Origin of the sequence: Collinsella tanakaei, from assembly GCF_030373545.1 — a bacterium.
Lineage (GTDB): Bacteria > Actinomycetota > Coriobacteriia > Coriobacteriales > Coriobacteriaceae > Collinsella > Collinsella tanakaei_C.
In genome coordinates, this window is record NZ_JAUDCO010000003.1 from 173379 (window position 1) to 191787 (window position 18409).

Sequence of the window (18409 nt, forward strand, 5' to 3'; positions counted from 1 at the left end):
TCGGGCGAGGCCGGGGGGCTTACAGCCCGTTTCGCAGCTTCGCGGCCAGGACCACGTTGCTCATCAACATGGCGCGCGTCATGGGGCCCACGCCGCCGGGCACGGGCGTGATGGCGCCAGCGACCGGCTCAGCCGAGGCGAAGTCGACGTCGCCGCAGAGCTTGCCGTCCTCGTCGCGGTCCATACCCACGTCGATGACCGTGGCGCCCGGCTTCAGCCACGTGCCCTTGATCATCTTCGGCACGCCGCAGGCCGCCACCAGGATGTCGGCACTCTGGCAGATGCGTGCGAGCTCGTGCGGATCGGTGCGGGAATGGGCCACCGAGATCGTCGCATGGCGTGCGAGCAGCATGAGGCTCATGGGTTTGCCCACGATGGAGGAGCGCCCGACGATCACGGCGTTCTTGCCCGCCGGGTCGATGCCGTACTCGTCGAGCATCTCCATGATGCCCGCCGGCGTGCAAGGACGAAGGCCCGGCAGGCCGCGCACGAGGCGACCCATATTCATCGGGTGGAAGCCGTCGACGTCTTTGTCCGGGTCGATAGCAGCCACGACCTCCTCGGTATCGAGGTGTGCAGGCAGCGGCATCTGTACGAGAATGCCCGCAACCTCGGGATCCTCGTTCAGGCGGAAGACGAGCTCCATGAGCTCATCCTGCGAGGTCTCGGCAGGCAGCTTGTAGTCGAAGGAACGAATGCCGCATTGCTCGCAGTCGCGCAGCTTGGAGCGGACATAGGTGGCTGATGCCTGGTCGTCGCCCACGAGGACCACCGCAAGACCGCATGAGATGCCCTGCTCGGCCAACGCTGCCACATCGGCCGCGGCGCGCTCTCGCACCTTTGCCGCCAACGCCTTGCCATCGATAATCGTCGCCATGCCGCCGTTCCCTTCCAAAAGTCCTTTGATTCGTACAGGCTACTACAAAACCGCCGATACGGCGCCAATCGTAACAAGAATGAGTCCGCCCCACCGTCCCGCATGCAGCGCAATGCCAGCTTGACCGGCACGTTCGAAACGATTCCGCTGAATCGCTTCGTCCATCTTGATGAAGGGTTTACCCGGTCGGTTGTGACAGGTTCCGGGCGAAAACTGTCACAACCGACCGGGTAAACCCTTTACCGCCGTGCGCGGGGAGGTGCGCAGGGAAGCCGGCCGCCTCCCTGTGCGTCGCGAGAGCGAAACGTCGGCCGCAACCGCCACAAAATCAGCCCGCACCCTCCCCTGGAGAACGCGGGCTGCAAGGCACGCTGATCGGAATAACCCGAAAGCCTAGAACAGGCCGGTGATCACGCCGTTATCGTCGACGTCGATGTTCTCGGCAGCCGGCACCTTGGGCAGACCCGGCATGGTGAGGACCTGACCGGTGAGCGCGACCACGAAGTGCGCACCGGCGGACACCTTCACCTCGCGCACCGTGATGCGGAAGCCCGTCGGCGCGCCGAGGACCTTGTCCTGATCGGTGAACGAGTACTGGGTCTTGGCGATGCACACGGGCAGGTTGCCGAAACCGTTCTCGCGCAGCCGCGCGATCTGCTTCTTGGCCGCCGGGGTGAAGTCGACGCCGTCTGCGTGGTAGACCTTCGTGGCCACGGCCTCGATGGCCTCGGCGATGTCGGTGCCGTCCTCATAGGAGTAGCGGAAGTCGTTGGGCTCGTTCACGAGGCGCATGACCTCGTCGGCGAGCTCGAGCGCGCCCTCGCCGCCCTTGGCCCAGACCTCGGACAGCTTGACGTTCACGCCGAGCTTCTTGCACTCGTCCTCGATGAGCGCCAGCTCGGCCTCGGTATCGGACGGGAAGCGGTTGATGGCCACGACGCACGGCAGGCCGTAGACATCCTGGATGTTGCCCACGTGGCGCAGCAGGTTGGGCAGGCCGGCGCGCAGGGCGTCAAGGTTCTCCTCGTTGAGGTCCGCCTTGGCCACGCCGCCGTTGTACTTAAGGGCGCGGGCGGTGGCGACAATGACGACGGCATCGGGCCTGAGGCCGGTCATGCGGCACTTGATGTCGAGGAACTTCTCGGCACCCAGGTCGGCGCCGAAGCCCGCCTCGGTGATGGCGATGTCGCCGAAACGCATGGCCATGCGGGTGGCCATGATGGAGTTGCAGCCGTGCGCGATGTTGGCGAAAGGACCGCCGTGCACGAACGCGGGGGTGTGCTCGAGCGTCTGCACGAGGTTGGGCTTCAACGCGTCCTTGAGCAGGGCGGCCATGGCGCCCTGGGCCTTGAGCTCGGCGGCGCGCACGGGACGCCCGTCGTAGGTGTAGCCGACCACGATCTCGCCCAGGCGGTTCTTAAGGTCGGTGACCGACGTGGACAGGCAGAAGATCGCCATGATCTCGGAGGCGACGGTGATGTCGAAGCCGTCCTCGCGCGGCACGCCCTGGGCGCGGCCGCCCAGGCCGTCCACGATGTGGCGCAGCTGGCGGTCGTTCATGTCCACAGCGCGCTTCCAGGTGATGCGCTTGGGGTCGATACCCAGGGCGTTGCCCTGCTGGATGTGGTTGTCGAGCATGGCTGCGAGCAGGTTGTTCGCCGCGCCGATGGCGTGGAAGTCACCCGTGAAGTGCAGGTTGATGTCCTCCATGGGAATAACCTGGGCCCAGCCGCCGCCCGCGGCGCCGCCCTTCACGCCGAACACCGGGCCGAGCGAAGGCTCGCGCAGCGCAACGGTGCTCTTGATGCCGCGACGGCGCAGACCGTCAGCGAGGCCGATGGTGGTCGTGGTCTTGCCCTCGCCCGCGGGCGTGGGATTGATGGCCGTCACGAGGACGAGCTTGGCGGTATGATCGGTCGGCTCGCTCAGCAGCGAGTAGTCGACTTTCGCCTTGTCGTAACCGTACGGGATCAGGTACTTCTCGTCGACGCCGGCATTCCGGGCGACCTCGGTGATGGGCAAGGGCTTGACGGAATGTGCGATCTCGATGTCTGTCATCATGGCGAACCTCCCAAACGCGCATGGCAAAACAGACCTTTAGCATACAACGAATAGGGCCGGTCGCGGGGATATCGTCCGCGACCGGCCCGAAAGGCCATCTATGCAAACGGTGCGAAACCTCGAGGCGCCCTGCCCGCACGACACCTCCACATTCCAACGCAGCCTACGCGTTGGTCGGCGGCTCCATACCGAGATGATCGAAGGCCACCGGTGTCGCGACGCGCCCCTGCGGCGTGCGCACGATGAGACCGCGCTGCAGCAGATAGGGCTCGTACACATCCTCGAGCGTGTTGGGGTCCTCGCCCACCGCGCTCGCCAGCGTCGTGAGTCCGACAGGGCGACCGCGGAAGGTCTTGACGAGCGTCTCGAGGATGCGGATGTCCATCCAGTCGAGACCGAGCTCGTCGATCTCGAAGAACTCGAGCGCCTCGCGCGCGATGCCGTATTCGATCGGGCCGCTACCCCGCACCTGCGCGTAGTCGCGCACGCGCTTGAGCAGGCGGTTGGCCAGACGCGGCGTACCACGGGACCGGGAGGCGATCTCGCGCGCCGAATCGCGATCGATCTGCACGCCCAGAATCGTCGCGGAGCGAATCACGATCTCCGCCAGGTCCTCGATGGAGTAGTAATCGAGGCGGAACGAGATGCCGAAGCGGTCGCGCAGAGGACCGGTGAGCATGCCCGAGCGCGTCGTGGCGCCCACGAGCGTGAAGCGCGGGATGTCGAGGCGAATCGAGCGCGCAGCCGGACCCTTCCCGATCACGATGTCGAGCGCGAAATCCTCCATCGCCGGATAGAGAATCTCTTCGACCGAACGGTTGAGGCGATGGATCTCATCGATGAAGAGCACGTCGCCGGGCTGAAGGTTCGTAAGGATTGCGGCGAGGTCGCCGGTGCGCGCAATCGCCGGACCGGACGTCGTCTTGATCTGAGCGCCCATCTCGTTGGCGACAACGGCGGCGAGCGTCGTCTTGCCCAGACCCGGAGGGCCGGAGAAGATCACGTGATCGAGGCACTCGCCACGACTCTGCGCCGCCTGGATCAGGATGCGCAGGCTCTGGCGGATATGATCTTGGCCGCAATAGTCATCCAAGCGCTGCGGGCGCAACGTCCGCTCGACGTCGAGGTCCTCGGAGGTCAGGTCGCCGGTGACGAAGCGGTCCGTCTCGCGGCCGGATCCCGGTGCGGGGCGATGCGTGCGGGTGGCATCCGCCCACAGGTCGACCGAATCATCTGCTTCCCACATCATGCATCCATCCCGAGTCGCTTAAGCGCCGCGGCAAGCAGCTCCTCGACGCGCATACCGCTCCCATCATACCCGTCGAGCGCCAGCTCCGCCTCCTGCGGACTGAAGCCCATGGAGAGCAGCGCCGTGCGGGCATCGTCCAGCGCGGAGGGCGCAGGCGCTGCGGCCAGGGGAAGCTGACCGGCGGCGGGAACGTCCGCGGCAAGCAGGCCGTGGTCTTTGGCGAACACGCTCTTCAGCTCAAGGATGAGGCGCTGGGCGGTCTTCTTGCCCACGCCGGGCACCTTCGCCATGCCCTTGTCATCCTCTGCCATCACCACGGTATAGAGCTGGGACACGGTAAACGTGGAGAGGACGGCGAGCGCCAGGCGCGGTCCCACGCCCGATACGGCGACAAGGCGATCGAACATCGTCCGTTCCTCCTTGGTGGAGAACCCGAACAGCGTCATCGCGTCCTCGCGCACCTGCAGGCGGCAAAACAGCCGGCAGTCGCCTCCGAGTGCGGGGAGCGATGCGGCCGTCGTGCCGGAGATGCCGACCTCGAAGCCGACACCGCCGACATCGAGAACGGCGACGCTCGGCGTGGCCTCTACCAGTGTTCCATGGAGCAAGGTGATCATCAGTAGCCGTTTCCTCTCCTCTGGACGAATGCGCCCCCGCTCAGCGCCCCGGTGCGTCGCAGGTGGGCATGGCAGATTGCGCACGCAAGCGCATCGGCGGCATGATCGGGGCGCGGGTCGTGATCGAGGTGCAAAAGGTTGCGCACCATGTAGATGACCTGCCCTTTGTCAGCCGCGCCCGTGCCTACCACGGACTGCTTGATCTGCATGGGCGTGTACTCGCCCACCTCGACGCCCGCTAGGGACACAGCGACCAGCGCTGCGCCGCGCGCATGCGCCGTCGGGATTGCCGAGCGCGCGTTGGCGCCGAAATAGATGCTCTCGATCGCCGCCTCCTGGGGACGGTAGCGCTCGACCACCGCCGTCAGATCGTCGGCGATATGGCGAAGGCGGACGGGCAGGTCGCTGCCGGCGGATGTCTGAATGCATCCATAGGCACGGCAGCGAACCTCGCCGCCGCGCTCCTCGACGATCCCCCATCCGGTATTCGCCAGACCGGGATCTATGCCCAGGATGACCATGCAGCGCACCCCCTTCCGCCGATTTCGAACATTTGTTCTACTATATCAGGCGGGGTGCCGTCGCGCAAGCGCGGTGCGACGGCGACGCGGCGACTCAGTTTTGGGAGAAGTACGGGAAATGGACACCGCCATGGCCTGAGGTCGAAGAGCCCGGGAAGCCCGGCACATGCCCTTCCCCATGATGGTCCGCATCCTCGGCGGCATGCGAGAGGGCCTCGCGCAGCTGGCTCTCGAAGCGCTCGGCGCTTTCGCGCATCCGCCGCTGACCCTCCTCGCTCGCAAGCTCGGCCTGCTGCTCGGGCGTGAGCCCAAGCAGGTTGCCCAGCAGGTTCATGATCTCGCCCCGCACGCGCTCGCCGTACTCCGCGCCGCGCGACTCGAAGCGCTCGAGCTCGCCCTCGACCAGATCGGACACGCGCTCGGCGGCAGCACCCCCGCGCCCCAAGTCGGACCATCCGAGCGACACCGGCCACAGACGCTCCGGAAACGCGCGTGCCGACACGATCGGCGCCATGGGAAGCGACCTGCGGTACCCCTCCCCCTGGCGAATCAGCAGCAACACGAGCGCGGCGGCAGCGCCGTTGCCGCGCGCGGCGGGCAGGTCGTCCAACACCGCGTTGCGATCGACATGGCCCTCGATGATGCCGTCGAGTTGCGCCGGCTCGAGTTCGGCGAACAGCGCGGCGGCTGCGGCGGCGCGCTCCGGCTCATCCTCGAACGCGGACAGCGCCGCGGAGCAGATGGCCTCCATGCGCTCCTCGACGGCGGCCAGCGAGACCGTCTCGAGGGGAATCGCGGCCGAGCGACGGTTGCGATACCGGGCCAAAAACTCGAGCTCCGTCAGGTACACGTCGCCAAAGGGCGCGCAGAGCGTCCGGGGCGTGCTGGCGGAGAGCAGCGCCTCGGGAATGAGGGCGGCATCGGTCTTCGTCACGGGCGACAGCACGCACGCGCCGAGTTCATGGGCGACATCGGCCAGATAGATGGCATCGATACCGACGCGCAGCCGGCCCGCATCGCGCGCGGGCACGTCGCGGTCCATCCAGCGCGAAACATCACCCTGGTCGCGCTCGACCAGCTGAATGTTCAGGTTTGCCGCGAGTGCGCGAATCCGCTCGACGCGGTCGCGCTCAAGCGCCTCCTGGCGCGGGGTGAACACGTCGGAGCGCGCGAATTCGATACCGACGACGTTACGGGACCCCAGCGCGTCGACGGCGAGCGCGGCGAGCAGCGAGGTGGGCAGATCGCCCTCGAGGGGCACGACGGCGCGGGCAAAGCCGCGCGCGGTAACGGTATCGCGAACATGGATGCGCAGGGCTTCCCAGAGCCACTCCTCGCGGTTGAACCGGGGCAGCTCGTATTGGTCGATGCCCGGCGCCATCACGCCGCGGCACACGTCTTGGATCAGCAGGCCCTCCTCAAAGCAGGGCGCTGCGGCGACGACGCGGCCGCCGTCGTCCATCACGAACGAACCGCCCGTGAAGACCGTCTCGTCGAACCCGCCGATCGGCGCCATGCAGGCGAGCCATACCCCGCTTCGCGCGACGTCGTCGCTAAAATGCCCGTCGGCCACCGACGCAACGGCGCTGGTCTGCTCGCAGGTCGCATCGAAACCGCTTGCCTGGAAGTAGACGAGCACGTCGCAGCCGCGCGGAACCTGGGTGATATCGCGGGCGAAATCGAAGGTGACGGCGATGCGGGTGCCCGCGACCTCGAAGACGGCTGGCTCCCACGAGGCGGCGTCGGCGCGGCCGAGGCGCTCCGCCATCATGGCGCGCAGCGGAATCACGCGCCCTTCGCGAATCAGGAAGCACTCCATGAGGGGAACCTGGTCGATCGAGATGACGGCGGGAACGAGACACGCGATCTGCGAGGCCTCGACGCGCACCGCGAGCTCGCGCAGATGCACCACGAGGTCGTGCTCGTAGTTGGCGTAATCGATCAGCGTCGTGGGCTGCACGCCCGCGAACAGGGGCGCAGGCGTGCACAGCAGCTGCGCGCCGCCCGCGGCGGCAAGCGCCGCTTGATCGGCGATACGGGAGCAGATGCCCTCGATGTCGCCGAGGCGCATATCGATCTGCGCAAGCGCCAGTTTCATCAAAGCGTCCCTTCGGTCGTTCGTTTTCCAGACATGATACCCTTCCCGTCCCCTGCCTCGCGCGCAAACGAGGACACGCAAGCAGGAGGGCCGCCCGCATCGAGCGGACGACCCTCCCTACGGACGGCTTTTCGGGCTCCCTAGAACTTGGCGCTCCACAGCCCGTGCAGGTTGCAGTAGGCATAGACGGTGCCGGACTTCGCGACGACCGGGAAGAAGGTCACCGGCTTCTGACCGGGCTTGAAGTGATGGACCTCAAGACGGTCCTCGGTCTCGAGCGCAACCCACTCGATGTAGTGCGCTTCCTCCATGGGATGCTCCACCTCGCCCACCTGAACGTGGATGACGCGGCCGTCACGCTGAAGCTCGACGGCGGGCACGTGCTTCTCGGTCGCGGCGTCGACGGTGTTGGCCTCGATAGCCTCGAACCCTGCGGGCACGGACCCGCCGCTCAAAGCCGTCAGGATGGTGCCGTTCTCGTTTTTATAAAAGATAGCCATGGGCGCTCCTTACGCTGTTATCGATATCAGACACCACCCTATTATGCCCAACGCCGAACATTGCATACACGGGGCGTTCAGATACAGAATGCACCGCGTAACGCTATTTGACGGTGAGGACCGGGACGTCGACGGAGCGCAGGACGCCGAAGCTCACACTGCCGAGCATGCCGCGCAGGGCGCCCAGGCCGCGGCGACCCATGACGACCAGGTCGATGCCATGCGTCGTCACGTACTCGGCGATGCCGTCGACGGCGGACCCGGCGAGGACCGCGGCCACCTCGACCTTGCATGCGGCATCATCGCGCGCGCCCTCCACCACGCGCTCCATATCGTTGCGCGTGCGCTGGACGATCGAGCTGATCATGGCGTCGTAGCCTTCCATGCTGCCAGAGTTGAAGGGGTCGTCGAAGGCCCCTCCGGCAAGCGTGGGAACCGGAACCGCCCCCGTCGACACAATCGTCACCACGTGAACCGTGGCATCGGGGTTGTCCCCCACCATGCCAAATGCGGCATGCAGCGCGCTGTTGGCATGCTCGGACTCATCGTAGGGGACCATAACGTTTTTGAACAACATGGCCTGCTCCTTTCCGATGGCGGTTGGACTTAGTGCGTATATACCCGTACGCGACGCCGCGCGGCAGGTCCGCAGGTACAACAGTCAAACGGAATGAAAGGGCAGGTGAGCGGATACGGACAAGCCTCAGTACCGACCGCGCAGCGAGTACCAGCCGTCGCGCTCGTCGACCGCGAGCGGCACCCCGAACAGCTCGCTCATGGTCGCGCTGTCGAGCAGCTCCTCCTTGGGACCGTCGGCGAAGACCTCCGCATCGCGGATGAGCAGCACGCGGCCGATCGCCGGGATGATGTCCTCGGGGTAATGCGTGACGAGGACTACCGAGCGGCCCTCGTCGGCAAGCATGCGCATCGTGTCGCGCACATGGTACATGCCCTGCGGATCGAGCCCCGTGCAGGGCTCGTCGAAGATGAGCACCCGCGGATCGCTCATGAGCTCGCGTGCCACGAGCACGCGGCGCACCTGACCGGTCGAAAGCGTCATGATATCGCGGTCGGCAAGCTCGCCGATTCCCAAGCGCACGAGAGCGTCGAGGGCGCGGGCGCGCACGTCGGCGGTCGCCTCGACATGGCGCGGAAGACCGAGGGTGCCAAACAGGCCGCCGCACACGATGTCGGTGACCGGCAGGTGCACGCGGACCTGGTCTTGCATCGTGGCACTCACGATGCCGAGCGCCTGCTTGATGTCGGAGAGCAGCGGGCGCGCCTGCCCGCGAAAGCGCACCGGCGGCTCGTCGCGGTGAAGCGGGAACACCTCGCGGGTGAGCAGCTGGATGAACGTCGATTTCCCGGCGCCGTTGGGACCGAGCAGGGCGACGTGTTCGCCCTCGGCCAGATCGAAGCGGTCCACGTGCAGAATCGTGCGGCCGGCACGGACCACCTGCGCGTCGCGCAGCGAGAACAGCGGCGGGGTCGTTGTTGCCAAGATATCCTCGATTCCCCGATACCGATGCCCCCGGTATCGTCACCCTCGTTTTTTGCTACGATACTTTACCATGCAAAAGCACGACGGCACACGGGAAAGAAGGCGCACCATGGCAGACATGCTCACGCTCGACGCGTTCGAGGAGGCCTCCGAGAAGGTCCAGGAGGTCACGCAGAAGACGGAGCTCGTCGAGAGCCCCCACTTCTCGCAGGCGACCGGCAACCGAGTGTACCTCAAGCCCGAGAACATGCAGCGCACCGGCGCCTACAAGGTGCGCGGCGCGTACTACAAGATCTCGACCCTCACGCCCGAGGAGCTCGGTCGCGGCATCATCACCGCGAGCGCCGGCAACCACGCGCAGGGCGTCGCGTTCGCCGCGACACGCGCGGGCGCCAAGTCGGTCGTCGTCATGCCCACGACCACACCGCTCATCAAGGTGGAGCGCACCAAGGGCTACGGCGCCGAGGTCATCCTGCACGGTGACGTGTACGACGAGGCGTGCGAGCACGCCATGCGCCTTGCCGAGGAGCGGGGCTACACCTTCATCCACCCCTTCAACGATCCGATCGTCTCCACCGGCCAGGGCACCATCGCCATGGAGATCGTCCAGGAGCTGCCGCTCGTCGACACGATCTTGGTCCCCGTGGGCGGCGGCGGCCTTGCCTGCGGCGTCGCCACCTTTGCCAAGCTGTACAACCCCAAGATCCGCGTCATCGGCGTGGAGCCCGCCGGCGCCCCCTCGCTCACCGCCGCGCTCGAGGCGGGACATCCGGTGAAGATCCCGGCCGCCAACACCATCGCCGACGGTACGGCGGTGCTCGAGGTCGGCGACAAGGTCTTCCCCTACCTGCAGCAGAACCTCGACGACGTCATCTGCATCCCTGACGACGAGCTCATCGTGGCGTTCCTCGACATGGTGGAGAACCACAAGATGATCGTCGAGAACTCGGGCCTGCTCACCGTGGCTGCCTTGAAGCACCTGCCCGCCGAGAACCGCCGCATCGTCTCGATTCTGTCGGGCGGCAACATGGACGTCATCACCATGAGCTCGGTGGTGCAGCACGGCCTGATTCAGCGCGACCGCATCTTCACGGTGAGCGTGCTTCTGCCCGACCGCCCGGGCATGCTCGTACGCGTGGCCAACGCCATCGCCGAGCAGAACGGCAACGTCATCAAGCTCGAGCACAACCAGTTCGTGAGCACGAACCGCAACGCGGCGGTGGAGCTGCGCGTGACCATCGAGGCTTACGGCACCGCGCACAAGGAGCAGATCATCGAGGCCCTCCGCGCAGCAGGCTTCGAGCCCCAGCTTTCGCAGACGATGCTCTAGCGACAAGATGGTGCCAGGTACAAACTTGTCGCCCGACAAGATGGTGCCGGGTACAAACTTGTCGGGGTCCAACCCTGTCGCCCCCCCTGTCGCCCTAGCGTGCAGAGCATGTCCCGATCTCCCCTGCTCCCTTTTGGACATTGGGACTCGTCAAGGCCGCTAACCGGCCGATTTCGCGCTTTTGCCGAGTAAAGTGTTTCCTCTCGATAAACTCCTTGCACAGCGACGCGGCACTGTAGCATAGTGGAGCAACTTGAGGAAATGCGACGACAGGGCGAGTACCGGACGGACGCACCACAGCGAGCGGGCAGCGTGAGAACCCGCGGCGGACGGTCGGGAACATACCCTCGAGCAGCCAGGCCGAACACGGACGCGGCCCACGGGCGATCCCCGTGACGCGCGTTCGCCAGTACGCCGAGCCGGAAAGCCCCCGTTACGGGCATCCTTGCAGGGCAACTCCCTTGCCGGCGCATCTCCCAGCACACGACACTGCGAGAGCGAGGGGATCGGATGCAACTGCGAAGCGATGCCATCAAGAAGGGGCTGGCCAGAGCGCCCCACCGCAGCCTGCTCAAGGCTGACGGCCTTACCGACGAGGAGCTCGAACGACCGCTCGTCGCGGTCGTCTCCGCCCAAAACGAGGTCATTCCCGGCCACATCCACCTGCAGCAGATCGCCGACGCCGTCAAGGCGGGCGTGCGCATGGCCGGCGGCACCCCGTTACAGATCAACACCATCGGCGTGTGCGACGGCATCGCCATGAACCACGAGGGCATGCGCTACAGCCTCACGAGCCGCGAGGTCATCGCCGACTCCGTGGAGTGCGCCATCCAGGGCCACCAGTTCGACGCCATGGTCCTCATCCCCTCCTGCGACAAGATCGTGCCCGGCATGCTCATCGCCGCCGCGCGTCTGAACATCCCCACCATGCTCGTATCGGGCGGCCCCATGCTCGCCGGCCGTGACAAGAAGGGCTGCCAGACGGACCTGAACAGTCTGTTCGACGCCGTGGGCCAGGTGACCGCCGGCACCATGACGCCCGAGGAGTGCGCATGGCTCGAGAATACCGCCTGCCCCACCTGCGGCAGCTGCTCGGGCATGTTCACCGCCAACTCCATCTGCTGCCTGGCCGAGGCGCTCGGCTTGGCACTGCCCGGCAACGGCACCGTGCCGGCCGTCTACTCCGAGCGCATCCGCCTGGCCAAGCAGACGGGCATGAAGGTGATGGACCTCGTGCGCGACAGCGTCTGCGCGCTCGACATCCTGAACGAGAAGTCCATCCGCAACGGCATGGTGCTCGACATGGCCTTCGGCGGCTCCACCAACACGATGCTGCACCTCACCGCCATCGCGCACGCCGCGGGCTGCCCCGTGACCATGGACGACTGGGACCGCGTCTCCGATGAGACCCCCAACATCGTGCGCATCGCGCCGGCGGGCCCCCTGCACATCGAGGACCTGAACGCCGTGGGCGGCATCTCGGCCATCATGGGCGTGCTCGGACGCGCCGGCCTGCTCGCCGGCGACGCGCTCACCTGCCACGGCACGGTGGACGAATGGGTTGCCGCCTGCCCCGAGCCCGACGGCGAGATCGTCCGCACCGTCGAGAACGCGTACTCCCCCATCGGCGGCCTCAAGGTCATGCGCGGCAACCTCGCCCCCGATTGCGGCGTGGTAAAGCGCAGCGCTTGCTCGCCCGAGATGTACCGCCACTCCGGACCCGCCCGCGTCTTCGATTCCGAGGAGGCGGCCTGTGAGGCCATCTTCGGCGGCAAGATCAACCCCGGCGACGTCGTCGCCATCCGCTACGAGGGACCGGCCGGCGGTCCGGGCATGCGCGAGATGCTCACGCCCACCTCGGCCATCTGCGGCATGGGGCTCGACCGCTCCGTGGCCCTCATCACCGACGGCCGCTTCTCCGGCGCGAGCAAGGGCCCGTGCATCGGCCACGTGAGCCCCGAGGCGGCGGCGGGCGGCCCGATCGCCCTTGTCCAGGAGGGCGACGTCATCGATATCGACATCGAGGCGGGCACGCTTGACGTACGCGTGAGCGACGAAGAGATGGCAGCGAGGCGTGCCGCCTGGCAGCCGCCCGCACCCAAGTACACCACCGGCGTGCTCTCGCGCTACGCGAAGCTCGTCACGAGCGCCGACAAGGGGGCGTACCTCTCATGACCGACACCACTACCACGGCAGCCGTGCGCGCCGGAAGCCCGCGCACGCCCGACATGCCCGATGACATCCGTCAGCACGTCTGCACCGGCGCCGCCGGCAAGCGCGCCGCGACCGATATGAGCCGCGAGGCGCGCCTCGAGCGCAAGCGCCGCGCCATATCCGGCGAGCCCTTCGGCCCCGGCAGCCATACCGATAAAGAGGGCAAGACCATGACCGGCGCCCAGGCGATCATCGCCAGCCTCGAGGCGGAAGGCGTCGACACGGTCTTCGGCTATCCCGGCGGCCAGGCCATCAAGATGTACGACGCGCTGTACGACTCCACCAAGATCCGGCACATCCTCGCCCGCCACGAGCAGGGCGCGGTACATGAGGCCGACGGTTACGCGCGCGCCACCGGCCGCGTGGGCGTGGTGCTCGTCACGAGCGGACCGGGCGCCACCAACACCGTCACCGGCATCGCCACCGCCTATATGGACTCCGTGCCGCTCGTGGTCATCTCCGGCCAGGTGACGCGCGGCGTGATCGGCACCGACGCCTTCCAGGAGGCCGATATCGTGGGCATCACCATGCCGGTGGTCAAGCACAGCTTCCTGCTGCAGTCCAACGACGACCTCACGCGCACGTTCCGTGAGGCGTTCTACATCGCCTCCACAGGACGTCCCGGCCCCGTGCTCATCGACATCCCGAGCGACCTTGCCGGCGAGGAGATGGTCTTCCACTATCCCGACAAGATCGATATCCCCAGCTACCGTCCCACCTACAAGGGCAACGCCAAGCAGGTCCGCCAGGCCGTGGAGCTCATCCGCACCTCCACGCGCCCGCTGCTCATGGTCGGCGGCGGCTGCGTGACGAGCCACGCCTGCGACGAGGTGGTCGAGCTCGCCGAGACCATGCAGATCCCCGTGGTCACCACGCTGATCGGCAAGGCCGCCATCCCCTGCTCCAACCCGCTGAACCTCGGGCCCGTGGGCATGCACGGCTCCAAGTACGCCAACATGGCCGTCACGGAGTGCAACCTCATCATCGCCGTTGGCGCGCGCTTCTCCGACCGCGTGACCGGCAAGATCACCGAGTTCGCCCCGCACGCCAAGGTCATCCACATCGACATCGACCCCGCCGAGATCGGCAAGGTCCGCGACCCGCAGGTGCCCATCGTGGGCGACGCGCGCGCGGTCGTCGCGGCCATCAACGAGCGCATCGCCAAGACCGGCGCCGAACCGGTGAGTGACGAGTGGGTGAAGACCTGCTACGGGTGGCGCGAGCGCTGGCCGTTCTACACCACCGACTTCGCCGACTACCCCGACCGCATCGCGCCCGAGATCGTGCTTGAGCGCCTCTCCGCCAAGCTCGACCCGCACGCGAGCGTCGTGACCACCGAGGTCGGCCAGCACCAGATGTGGGCGCATCAGCACGTCCACCGCGAGGAGTCCCGCACGTTCATCTCGAGCGGTGGCCTGGGCACCATGGGCTTCGGCTTCCCCGCCGCCATCGGCGCCAAGATCGGCCGTCCCGACTGCCAGGTCGTCTGCATCGCGGGCGACGGCTCCATCCAGATGAACATCCAGGAGATGGCCACCGCCATCGGCAACGGCGCCGCCGTGAAGATCCTGCTCATCGACAACAACGCGCTGGGCATGGTGCATCAGTGGCAGCGTCTGTTCTACCGCGAGCGCTACTCGTGCACCGAGTTCACCGCCAACCCCGACTTCGTCAAGCTTGCCGAGGCATACGGCTGGACCGCCGAGCGCATCACGCATCCCGACCAGATCGACGACGCCCTCGACCGCATGCTCGCCTCCGAGATGCCCTACCTGCTCGACGTGGTCATCCCCACCAACCAGACCGTCTACCCGATGGTCGCCCCGGGTGCCGCCATCGACGACATCATCGGCGCCATCGACGTGACGCTCGGCGGCGTCCGCGTCACCGAGAAGGGCATGAGCCCGGCCGGCGAGCACGCCGGCGCCATCGCCGAGCCCCTGCCCCTGACCGACAACGATGCCGACACGCGCATCGCCGGCGCCACCGCCGATGTCGTCGCAGACGAGTCGGCCCAGAAGGGAGGCGAGTGAGCATGAAGCACATCCTCTCCGTCCTCGTCGAGAACAAGCCCGGTGTCCTGTCGCGCGTGACCGGCCTGGTATCGCGGCGCGGCTTCAACATCGACTCGCTCACCGTGGCGCCCACCGAGGACACCACCATGAGCCGCATGACCATCATCGTCGAGGCTGACGAGGTGGGCTACGAGCAGATCACCAAGCAGCTGCACAAGCTCGTCTCGGTGTACAAGATCTCCGACCTCACCGATACCGACGCCATCGAGCGCGAGCTCGTGCTGTTCAAGGTCATCGCCACGCCCGACCGCCGTCACGAGATCATCGAGATCGCCAACATCTTCCGCGCCAACATCGTCGACGTGGGCAAGAACTCCCTCACGGTGGAGGCGACCGGCACGGCGAGCAAGCTCGACGCCTTGGAAGACCTCTTCCGCGGCTATGGCATCCGCCAGCTCACCCGCACCGGCAAGATCGCGATGTCCCGCGGCGCAAGCGACAAGTAGCCTGCCCCGGCACCCGTCGGCCCATCTCCATCCTGCGTGATGGGTTGAACGGAACACGTCCCCAACCAACCCCTTTCGGTACCAACGGCCACGAAACAAAGGAGAACGACAATGGCTGTGACTATCTACTACGAGTCCGACTGCGATCCCAAGGTCATCCAGGACAAGAAGATCGCCATCATCGGCTACGGCTCCCAGGGCCACGCCCATGCGCTCAACCTGCTCGACTCGGGCTGCGACGTGCGCGTCGGCCTGCGCGAGGGCTCCAAGTCCTGGGCCGCCGCCGAGGAGGCCGGCCTCAAGGTGTGCGACATGGACACCGCCGCCGAGGAAGCCGACATCATCATGATGCTCGTGCCCGATGAGACCCAGCCCAAGGTCTACGAGGAGCACATCAAAGCGCACCTCAAGCCCGGCGACACGCTTGCCTTCGCCCATGGCTTCAACATCCACTTCGGCTACATCAAGGCTCCCGAGGACGTCAACGTCATCATGTGCGCGCCGAAGGGTCCCGGCCACATCGTGCGCCGCCAGTTCACCGAGGGCTCCGGCGTGCCCGACCTCGCCTGCGTGGCGCAGGACGCCACCGGCAACGCCTGGGATATCGCGCTCGCCTACTGCTGGGGCGTGGGCGGTGCACGCTCCGGCATCATCAAGGCCACCTTCAAGGAGGAGACCGAGGAGGACCTCTTCGGTGAGCAGGCCGTGCTGTGCGGCGGCCTGGTTGAGCTCGTCAAGGCGGGCTTCGAGACCCTCACCGAGGCCGGCTATCCGCCCGAGCTCGCCTACTTCGAGTGCTACCACGAGATGAAGATGATCGTCGACCTCATGTACGAGAGCGGCATCCACTTCATGAACTATTCCATCTCCAACACGGCCGAGTACGGCGAGTACTACGCCGGCCCCAAGGTCATCAACGACGAGAGCCGCGCGGCCATGAAGCAGATCCTCGCCCGCATCCAAGACGGCAGCTTCGCGCAGGAGTTCGTCGACGACTGCAACAACGGCCACAAGTGGCTGCTCGAGCAGCGCGAGAAGATAAACGAGCACGAGATCGAAAAGACCGGCGAGAAGATCCGCTCCATGTTCTCCTGGATCAAGTAGCCTGCAACCACCCCCTTGCGCATCGCGTTCTCGTGGGCCCGCACACCGCTATGGACGTGCGGGCCCACGGCTATTCCGACCCTACGCGACGGCGGCAAACACCGTGCCAGCCGCCTCCGTCCCCCGCCGCTCCTCGCTCGCCGCACGAGCCGTTGCAAGCAGCCCAGCGACCGCATGGGCCGATCTGCCTCCATAGCGCCACGACGGCAGCGCGCAGGCGGCTTTCGCCAGCAGCGAGCAAAGCTCTTCAGCATCGGACGTGAGACGAAAGAGCTCGTATCGCTGCGACCATGCAGCGAAGACCGTAGCGTCGACGCGCGCGGAGCGCCTGCGAAGCAGCTCGTCGATAACGTCATCGGCAAACTGGTGGTCGCTCTCCCGATCGGGCACATGAGCGTCGAGCCAATCTCTCAGCGCCACGATCTCGGGCAGACGCTTCTCCCAATCGATGACGTCCATCTCGGCCAAGCTGCTATCGATCTCCAGTCGTCCGAATCGGTCCCAGTACGTCTGATCGGATATCAGACGATATGCAGGGGCGCCCCGATCATATTCATCTAAGTGCGGCCCCGAAGCGCCCGGTATCGCCTTCGCCTCGGTCATCCATGGCGTGAACGCCCAGGCGCGCCGCACCGAATCCCCGTTAGCGGCGCTCAGCCGCTCGAACGTGTCGAGCTCTGCGTCGACCACGATGTTGGAACCGCCGTCACGCCAGGCGCCCCACGGAACGAAGGTCACGTCGTAGCGATAATCCCGATACGCCTCGATAAGGGCATCTTCCACCTCATGCTCTTCCGGGCGAAAGCCGAAGAGCTCCTCGCAGCGCGCCGCAATCTCCGCCAGCGTGACGGCACCGACTAGGTCGGTCATGACCTGCGCGGTGTGCACGATATGGTCATCGCGCCGACGCGTATCCTCAATGGCTGCCAGATCCAGCCCGCGCGCCATCTCCACGACCTGCGGTGGCATGCCCGCATCGTAGTCCCTTCCCCGTTTGAACAGATTGGTAAACGGGGGCATCGGTGTCACGTTGGGACACTCGCTGCGTTTGACATCCCGATACGAAATCGCGGCACCGGGGGTATCCAGCAGCATCTTGAACGTCTCGTACTGCTCGTCGTCACAGGCGACAAGCGCCTGCTCGAGAACCTCTCCATGAGCGGGCAGGACAGAGGAGAGCTCGCGCGCCAGATCGACCTTGAGAATCTTTCCCGGCTTTTCGATACCAACCCGCGACGCGATGGCGTTGAGCTCGGACTTCGTCGTGGTGAGCAGATATCCTTCCAGATCGGTCGGCGGCTCCTCCTTGATCGCCTGATACGCCGCCCGGCAGCCGTAGGCGCATCTGAGCGGCTCCCTCCTTCGAGGCGGGCGCTCCTTCTCGTCGTAGCCCCGGTACTGCCCGAGCTCCCAGGCCCTATCCTCTTGCGAGAGGCCGGCAAGTTCCCCGCGGTGCACCCCGATGGGAAGCTCCCGACCGGTCGGACGGGGCGAATCCAGCGGATCTCCGCCCGCACGCATACAGGAAGGACGGGTAGTCGTTTGAGCATGGCTCATGGCGCATCCCCTTTCTCGCGAAACGGATCACAGATTCGACAGACGCGCCGCCGCGCGACCGGTCCCCTTATTGATAGCGCACCGGTTTATACGGATATCCCAAAGATCCTGACGGTCCTCCGACCCCATTCCACCGCACGACCCCACCGTATCCAACAAGCCGGCAACGCCCCCGCTCAGCCCCGTGAAGCTTTCGCCGCCGCAACGCCGCAGCGGCTGCAAGCACTCCGATCCTCCACAGGAAGCGTTTCGTTTTCCA

Annotated in this window: 15 protein-coding genes; 5 read left to right on the forward strand and 10 right to left on the reverse strand. The window is 66.3% G+C overall.

Annotated features, from left to right (window positions below; all coding sequences use genetic code 11):
• Positions 1 to 19: 19 nt before the first annotated feature.
• The 9 genes from folD to QUW00_RS03700 form a co-directional block, all read right to left on the reverse strand.
• Positions 20 to 877, reverse strand: a complete 858-nt coding sequence (gene folD, locus QUW00_RS03660; protein WP_289613044.1) for a bifunctional methylenetetrahydrofolate dehydrogenase/methenyltetrahydrofolate cyclohydrolase FolD — start codon at positions 875 to 877, stop codon at positions 20 to 22.
• Between the two features lie 393 nt (positions 878 to 1270).
• On the reverse strand, positions 1271 to 2938 hold the full coding sequence (locus QUW00_RS03665) for a formate--tetrahydrofolate ligase (protein ID WP_289613045.1): 1668 nt from the start codon (positions 2936 to 2938) through the stop codon (positions 1271 to 1273).
• A 163-nt stretch (positions 2939 to 3101) separates the two neighbouring features.
• Positions 3102 to 4184, reverse strand: a complete 1083-nt coding sequence (ruvB, locus tag QUW00_RS03670) for a Holliday junction branch migration DNA helicase RuvB (RefSeq protein WP_289613130.1) — start codon at positions 4182 to 4184, stop codon at positions 3102 to 3104.
• Positions 4184 to 4804: a Holliday junction branch migration protein RuvA gene (gene ruvA / locus QUW00_RS03675; protein ID WP_289613046.1), complete on the reverse strand. Its 621-nt coding sequence runs from the start codon at positions 4802 to 4804 to the stop codon at positions 4184 to 4186. The genes ruvB and ruvA overlap by 1 nt, the downstream gene beginning before the upstream one ends.
• Entirely contained in the window at positions 4804 to 5325 is a 522-nt protein-coding gene (gene ruvC, locus QUW00_RS03680) for a crossover junction endodeoxyribonuclease RuvC (RefSeq protein ID WP_289613047.1), read from the reverse strand. The genes ruvA and ruvC overlap by 1 nt, the downstream gene beginning before the upstream one ends.
• A 94-nt stretch (positions 5326 to 5419) precedes the next feature.
• Complete coding sequence (locus tag QUW00_RS03685; protein WP_289613048.1) at positions 5420 to 7423, reverse strand: hypothetical protein; 2004 nt, start codon at positions 7421 to 7423, stop codon at positions 5420 to 5422.
• 140 nt (positions 7424 to 7563) lie between these two features.
• Entirely contained in the window at positions 7564 to 7923 is a 360-nt protein-coding gene (locus QUW00_RS03690) for a desulfoferrodoxin family protein (RefSeq protein WP_289613049.1), read from the reverse strand.
• A 103-nt stretch (positions 7924 to 8026) separates the two neighbouring features.
• A complete protein-coding gene (locus QUW00_RS03695) occupies positions 8027 to 8500 on the reverse strand; it encodes a universal stress protein (protein WP_289613050.1) in 474 nt (157 codons plus the stop codon).
• A gap of 126 nt (positions 8501 to 8626) precedes the next feature.
• Positions 8627 to 9424, reverse strand: coding sequence for an ABC transporter ATP-binding protein (locus QUW00_RS03700; protein WP_289613051.1), 798 nt, complete (start codon positions 9422 to 9424; stop codon positions 8627 to 8629).
• 109 nt (positions 9425 to 9533) lie between these two features.
• Between QUW00_RS03700 and ilvA the strand changes: the two genes are divergently transcribed.
• The 5 genes from ilvA to ilvC all read left to right on the forward strand — a co-directional run bounded on the left by ilvA (position 9534) and on the right by ilvC (position 16593).
• Positions 9534 to 10754, forward strand: a complete 1221-nt coding sequence (gene ilvA / locus QUW00_RS03705) for a threonine ammonia-lyase (protein ID WP_289613052.1) — start codon at positions 9534 to 9536, stop codon at positions 10752 to 10754.
• A gap of 510 nt (positions 10755 to 11264) precedes the next feature.
• Positions 11265 to 12929 (forward strand): dihydroxy-acid dehydratase, encoded by a 1665-nt coding sequence (ilvD, locus tag QUW00_RS03710; RefSeq protein ID WP_289613053.1) that lies wholly within the window; start codon positions 11265 to 11267, stop codon positions 12927 to 12929.
• On the forward strand, positions 12926 to 15001 hold the full coding sequence (gene ilvB, locus QUW00_RS03715; RefSeq protein ID WP_354003403.1) for a biosynthetic-type acetolactate synthase large subunit: 2076 nt from the start codon (positions 12926 to 12928) through the stop codon (positions 14999 to 15001). The genes ilvD and ilvB overlap by 4 nt, the downstream gene beginning before the upstream one ends.
• Positions 15002 to 15003: 2 nt before the next feature.
• Positions 15004 to 15489: an acetolactate synthase small subunit gene (ilvN, locus tag QUW00_RS03720; RefSeq protein ID WP_289613054.1), complete on the forward strand. Its 486-nt coding sequence runs from the start codon at positions 15004 to 15006 to the stop codon at positions 15487 to 15489.
• Between the two features lie 111 nt (positions 15490 to 15600).
• Complete coding sequence (gene ilvC / locus QUW00_RS03725) at positions 15601 to 16593, forward strand: ketol-acid reductoisomerase (RefSeq protein ID WP_289613055.1); 993 nt, start codon at positions 15601 to 15603, stop codon at positions 16591 to 16593.
• Between the two features lie 81 nt (positions 16594 to 16674).
• Here ilvC and QUW00_RS03730 read toward each other — a convergent pair whose 3' ends face one another.
• Positions 16675 to 18150, reverse strand: a complete 1476-nt coding sequence (locus QUW00_RS03730) for a hypothetical protein (protein ID WP_289613056.1) — start codon at positions 18148 to 18150, stop codon at positions 16675 to 16677.
• Between the last annotated feature and the right edge of the window lie 259 nt (positions 18151 to 18409).

Bases quoted from the DNA above. Each gene is read 5' to 3' on its own strand.
- ilvB (WP_354003403.1), top strand. From the start codon at position 12,926: ATGACCGACACCACTACCACGGCAGCCGTGCGCGCCGGAAGCCCGCGC.
- ilvD (WP_289613053.1), top strand. From the start codon at position 11,265: ATGCAACTGCGAAGCGATGCCATCAAGAAGGGGCTGGCCAGAGCGCCC.
- ruvA (WP_289613046.1), bottom strand. From the start codon at position 4,804: ATGATCACCTTGCTCCATGGAACACTGGTAGAGGCCACGCCGAGCGTC.
- QUW00_RS03690 (WP_289613049.1), bottom strand. From the start codon at position 7,923: ATGGCTATCTTTTATAAAAACGAGAACGGCACCATCCTGACGGCTTTG.
- ilvA (WP_289613052.1), top strand. From the start codon at position 9,534: ATGGCAGACATGCTCACGCTCGACGCGTTCGAGGAGGCCTCCGAGAAG.
- QUW00_RS03685 (WP_289613048.1), bottom strand. From the start codon at position 7,423: ATGAAACTGGCGCTTGCGCAGATCGATATGCGCCTCGGCGACATCGAG.
- QUW00_RS03695 (WP_289613050.1), bottom strand. From the start codon at position 8,500: ATGTTGTTCAAAAACGTTATGGTCCCCTACGATGAGTCCGAGCATGCC.
- QUW00_RS03730 (WP_289613056.1), bottom strand. From the start codon at position 18,150: ATGAGCCATGCTCAAACGACTACCCGTCCTTCCTGTATGCGTGCGGGC.
- ruvB (WP_289613130.1), bottom strand. From the start codon at position 4,184: ATGTGGGAAGCAGATGATTCGGTCGACCTGTGGGCGGATGCCACCCGC.
- QUW00_RS03665 (WP_289613045.1), bottom strand. From the start codon at position 2,938: ATGATGACAGACATCGAGATCGCACATTCCGTCAAGCCCTTGCCCATC.
- ruvC (WP_289613047.1), bottom strand. From the start codon at position 5,325: ATGGTCATCCTGGGCATAGATCCCGGTCTGGCGAATACCGGATGGGGG.
- ilvC (WP_289613055.1), top strand. From the start codon at position 15,601: ATGGCTGTGACTATCTACTACGAGTCCGACTGCGATCCCAAGGTCATC.
- ilvN (WP_289613054.1), top strand. From the start codon at position 15,004: ATGAAGCACATCCTCTCCGTCCTCGTCGAGAACAAGCCCGGTGTCCTG.
- folD (WP_289613044.1), bottom strand. From the start codon at position 877: ATGGCGACGATTATCGATGGCAAGGCGTTGGCGGCAAAGGTGCGAGAG.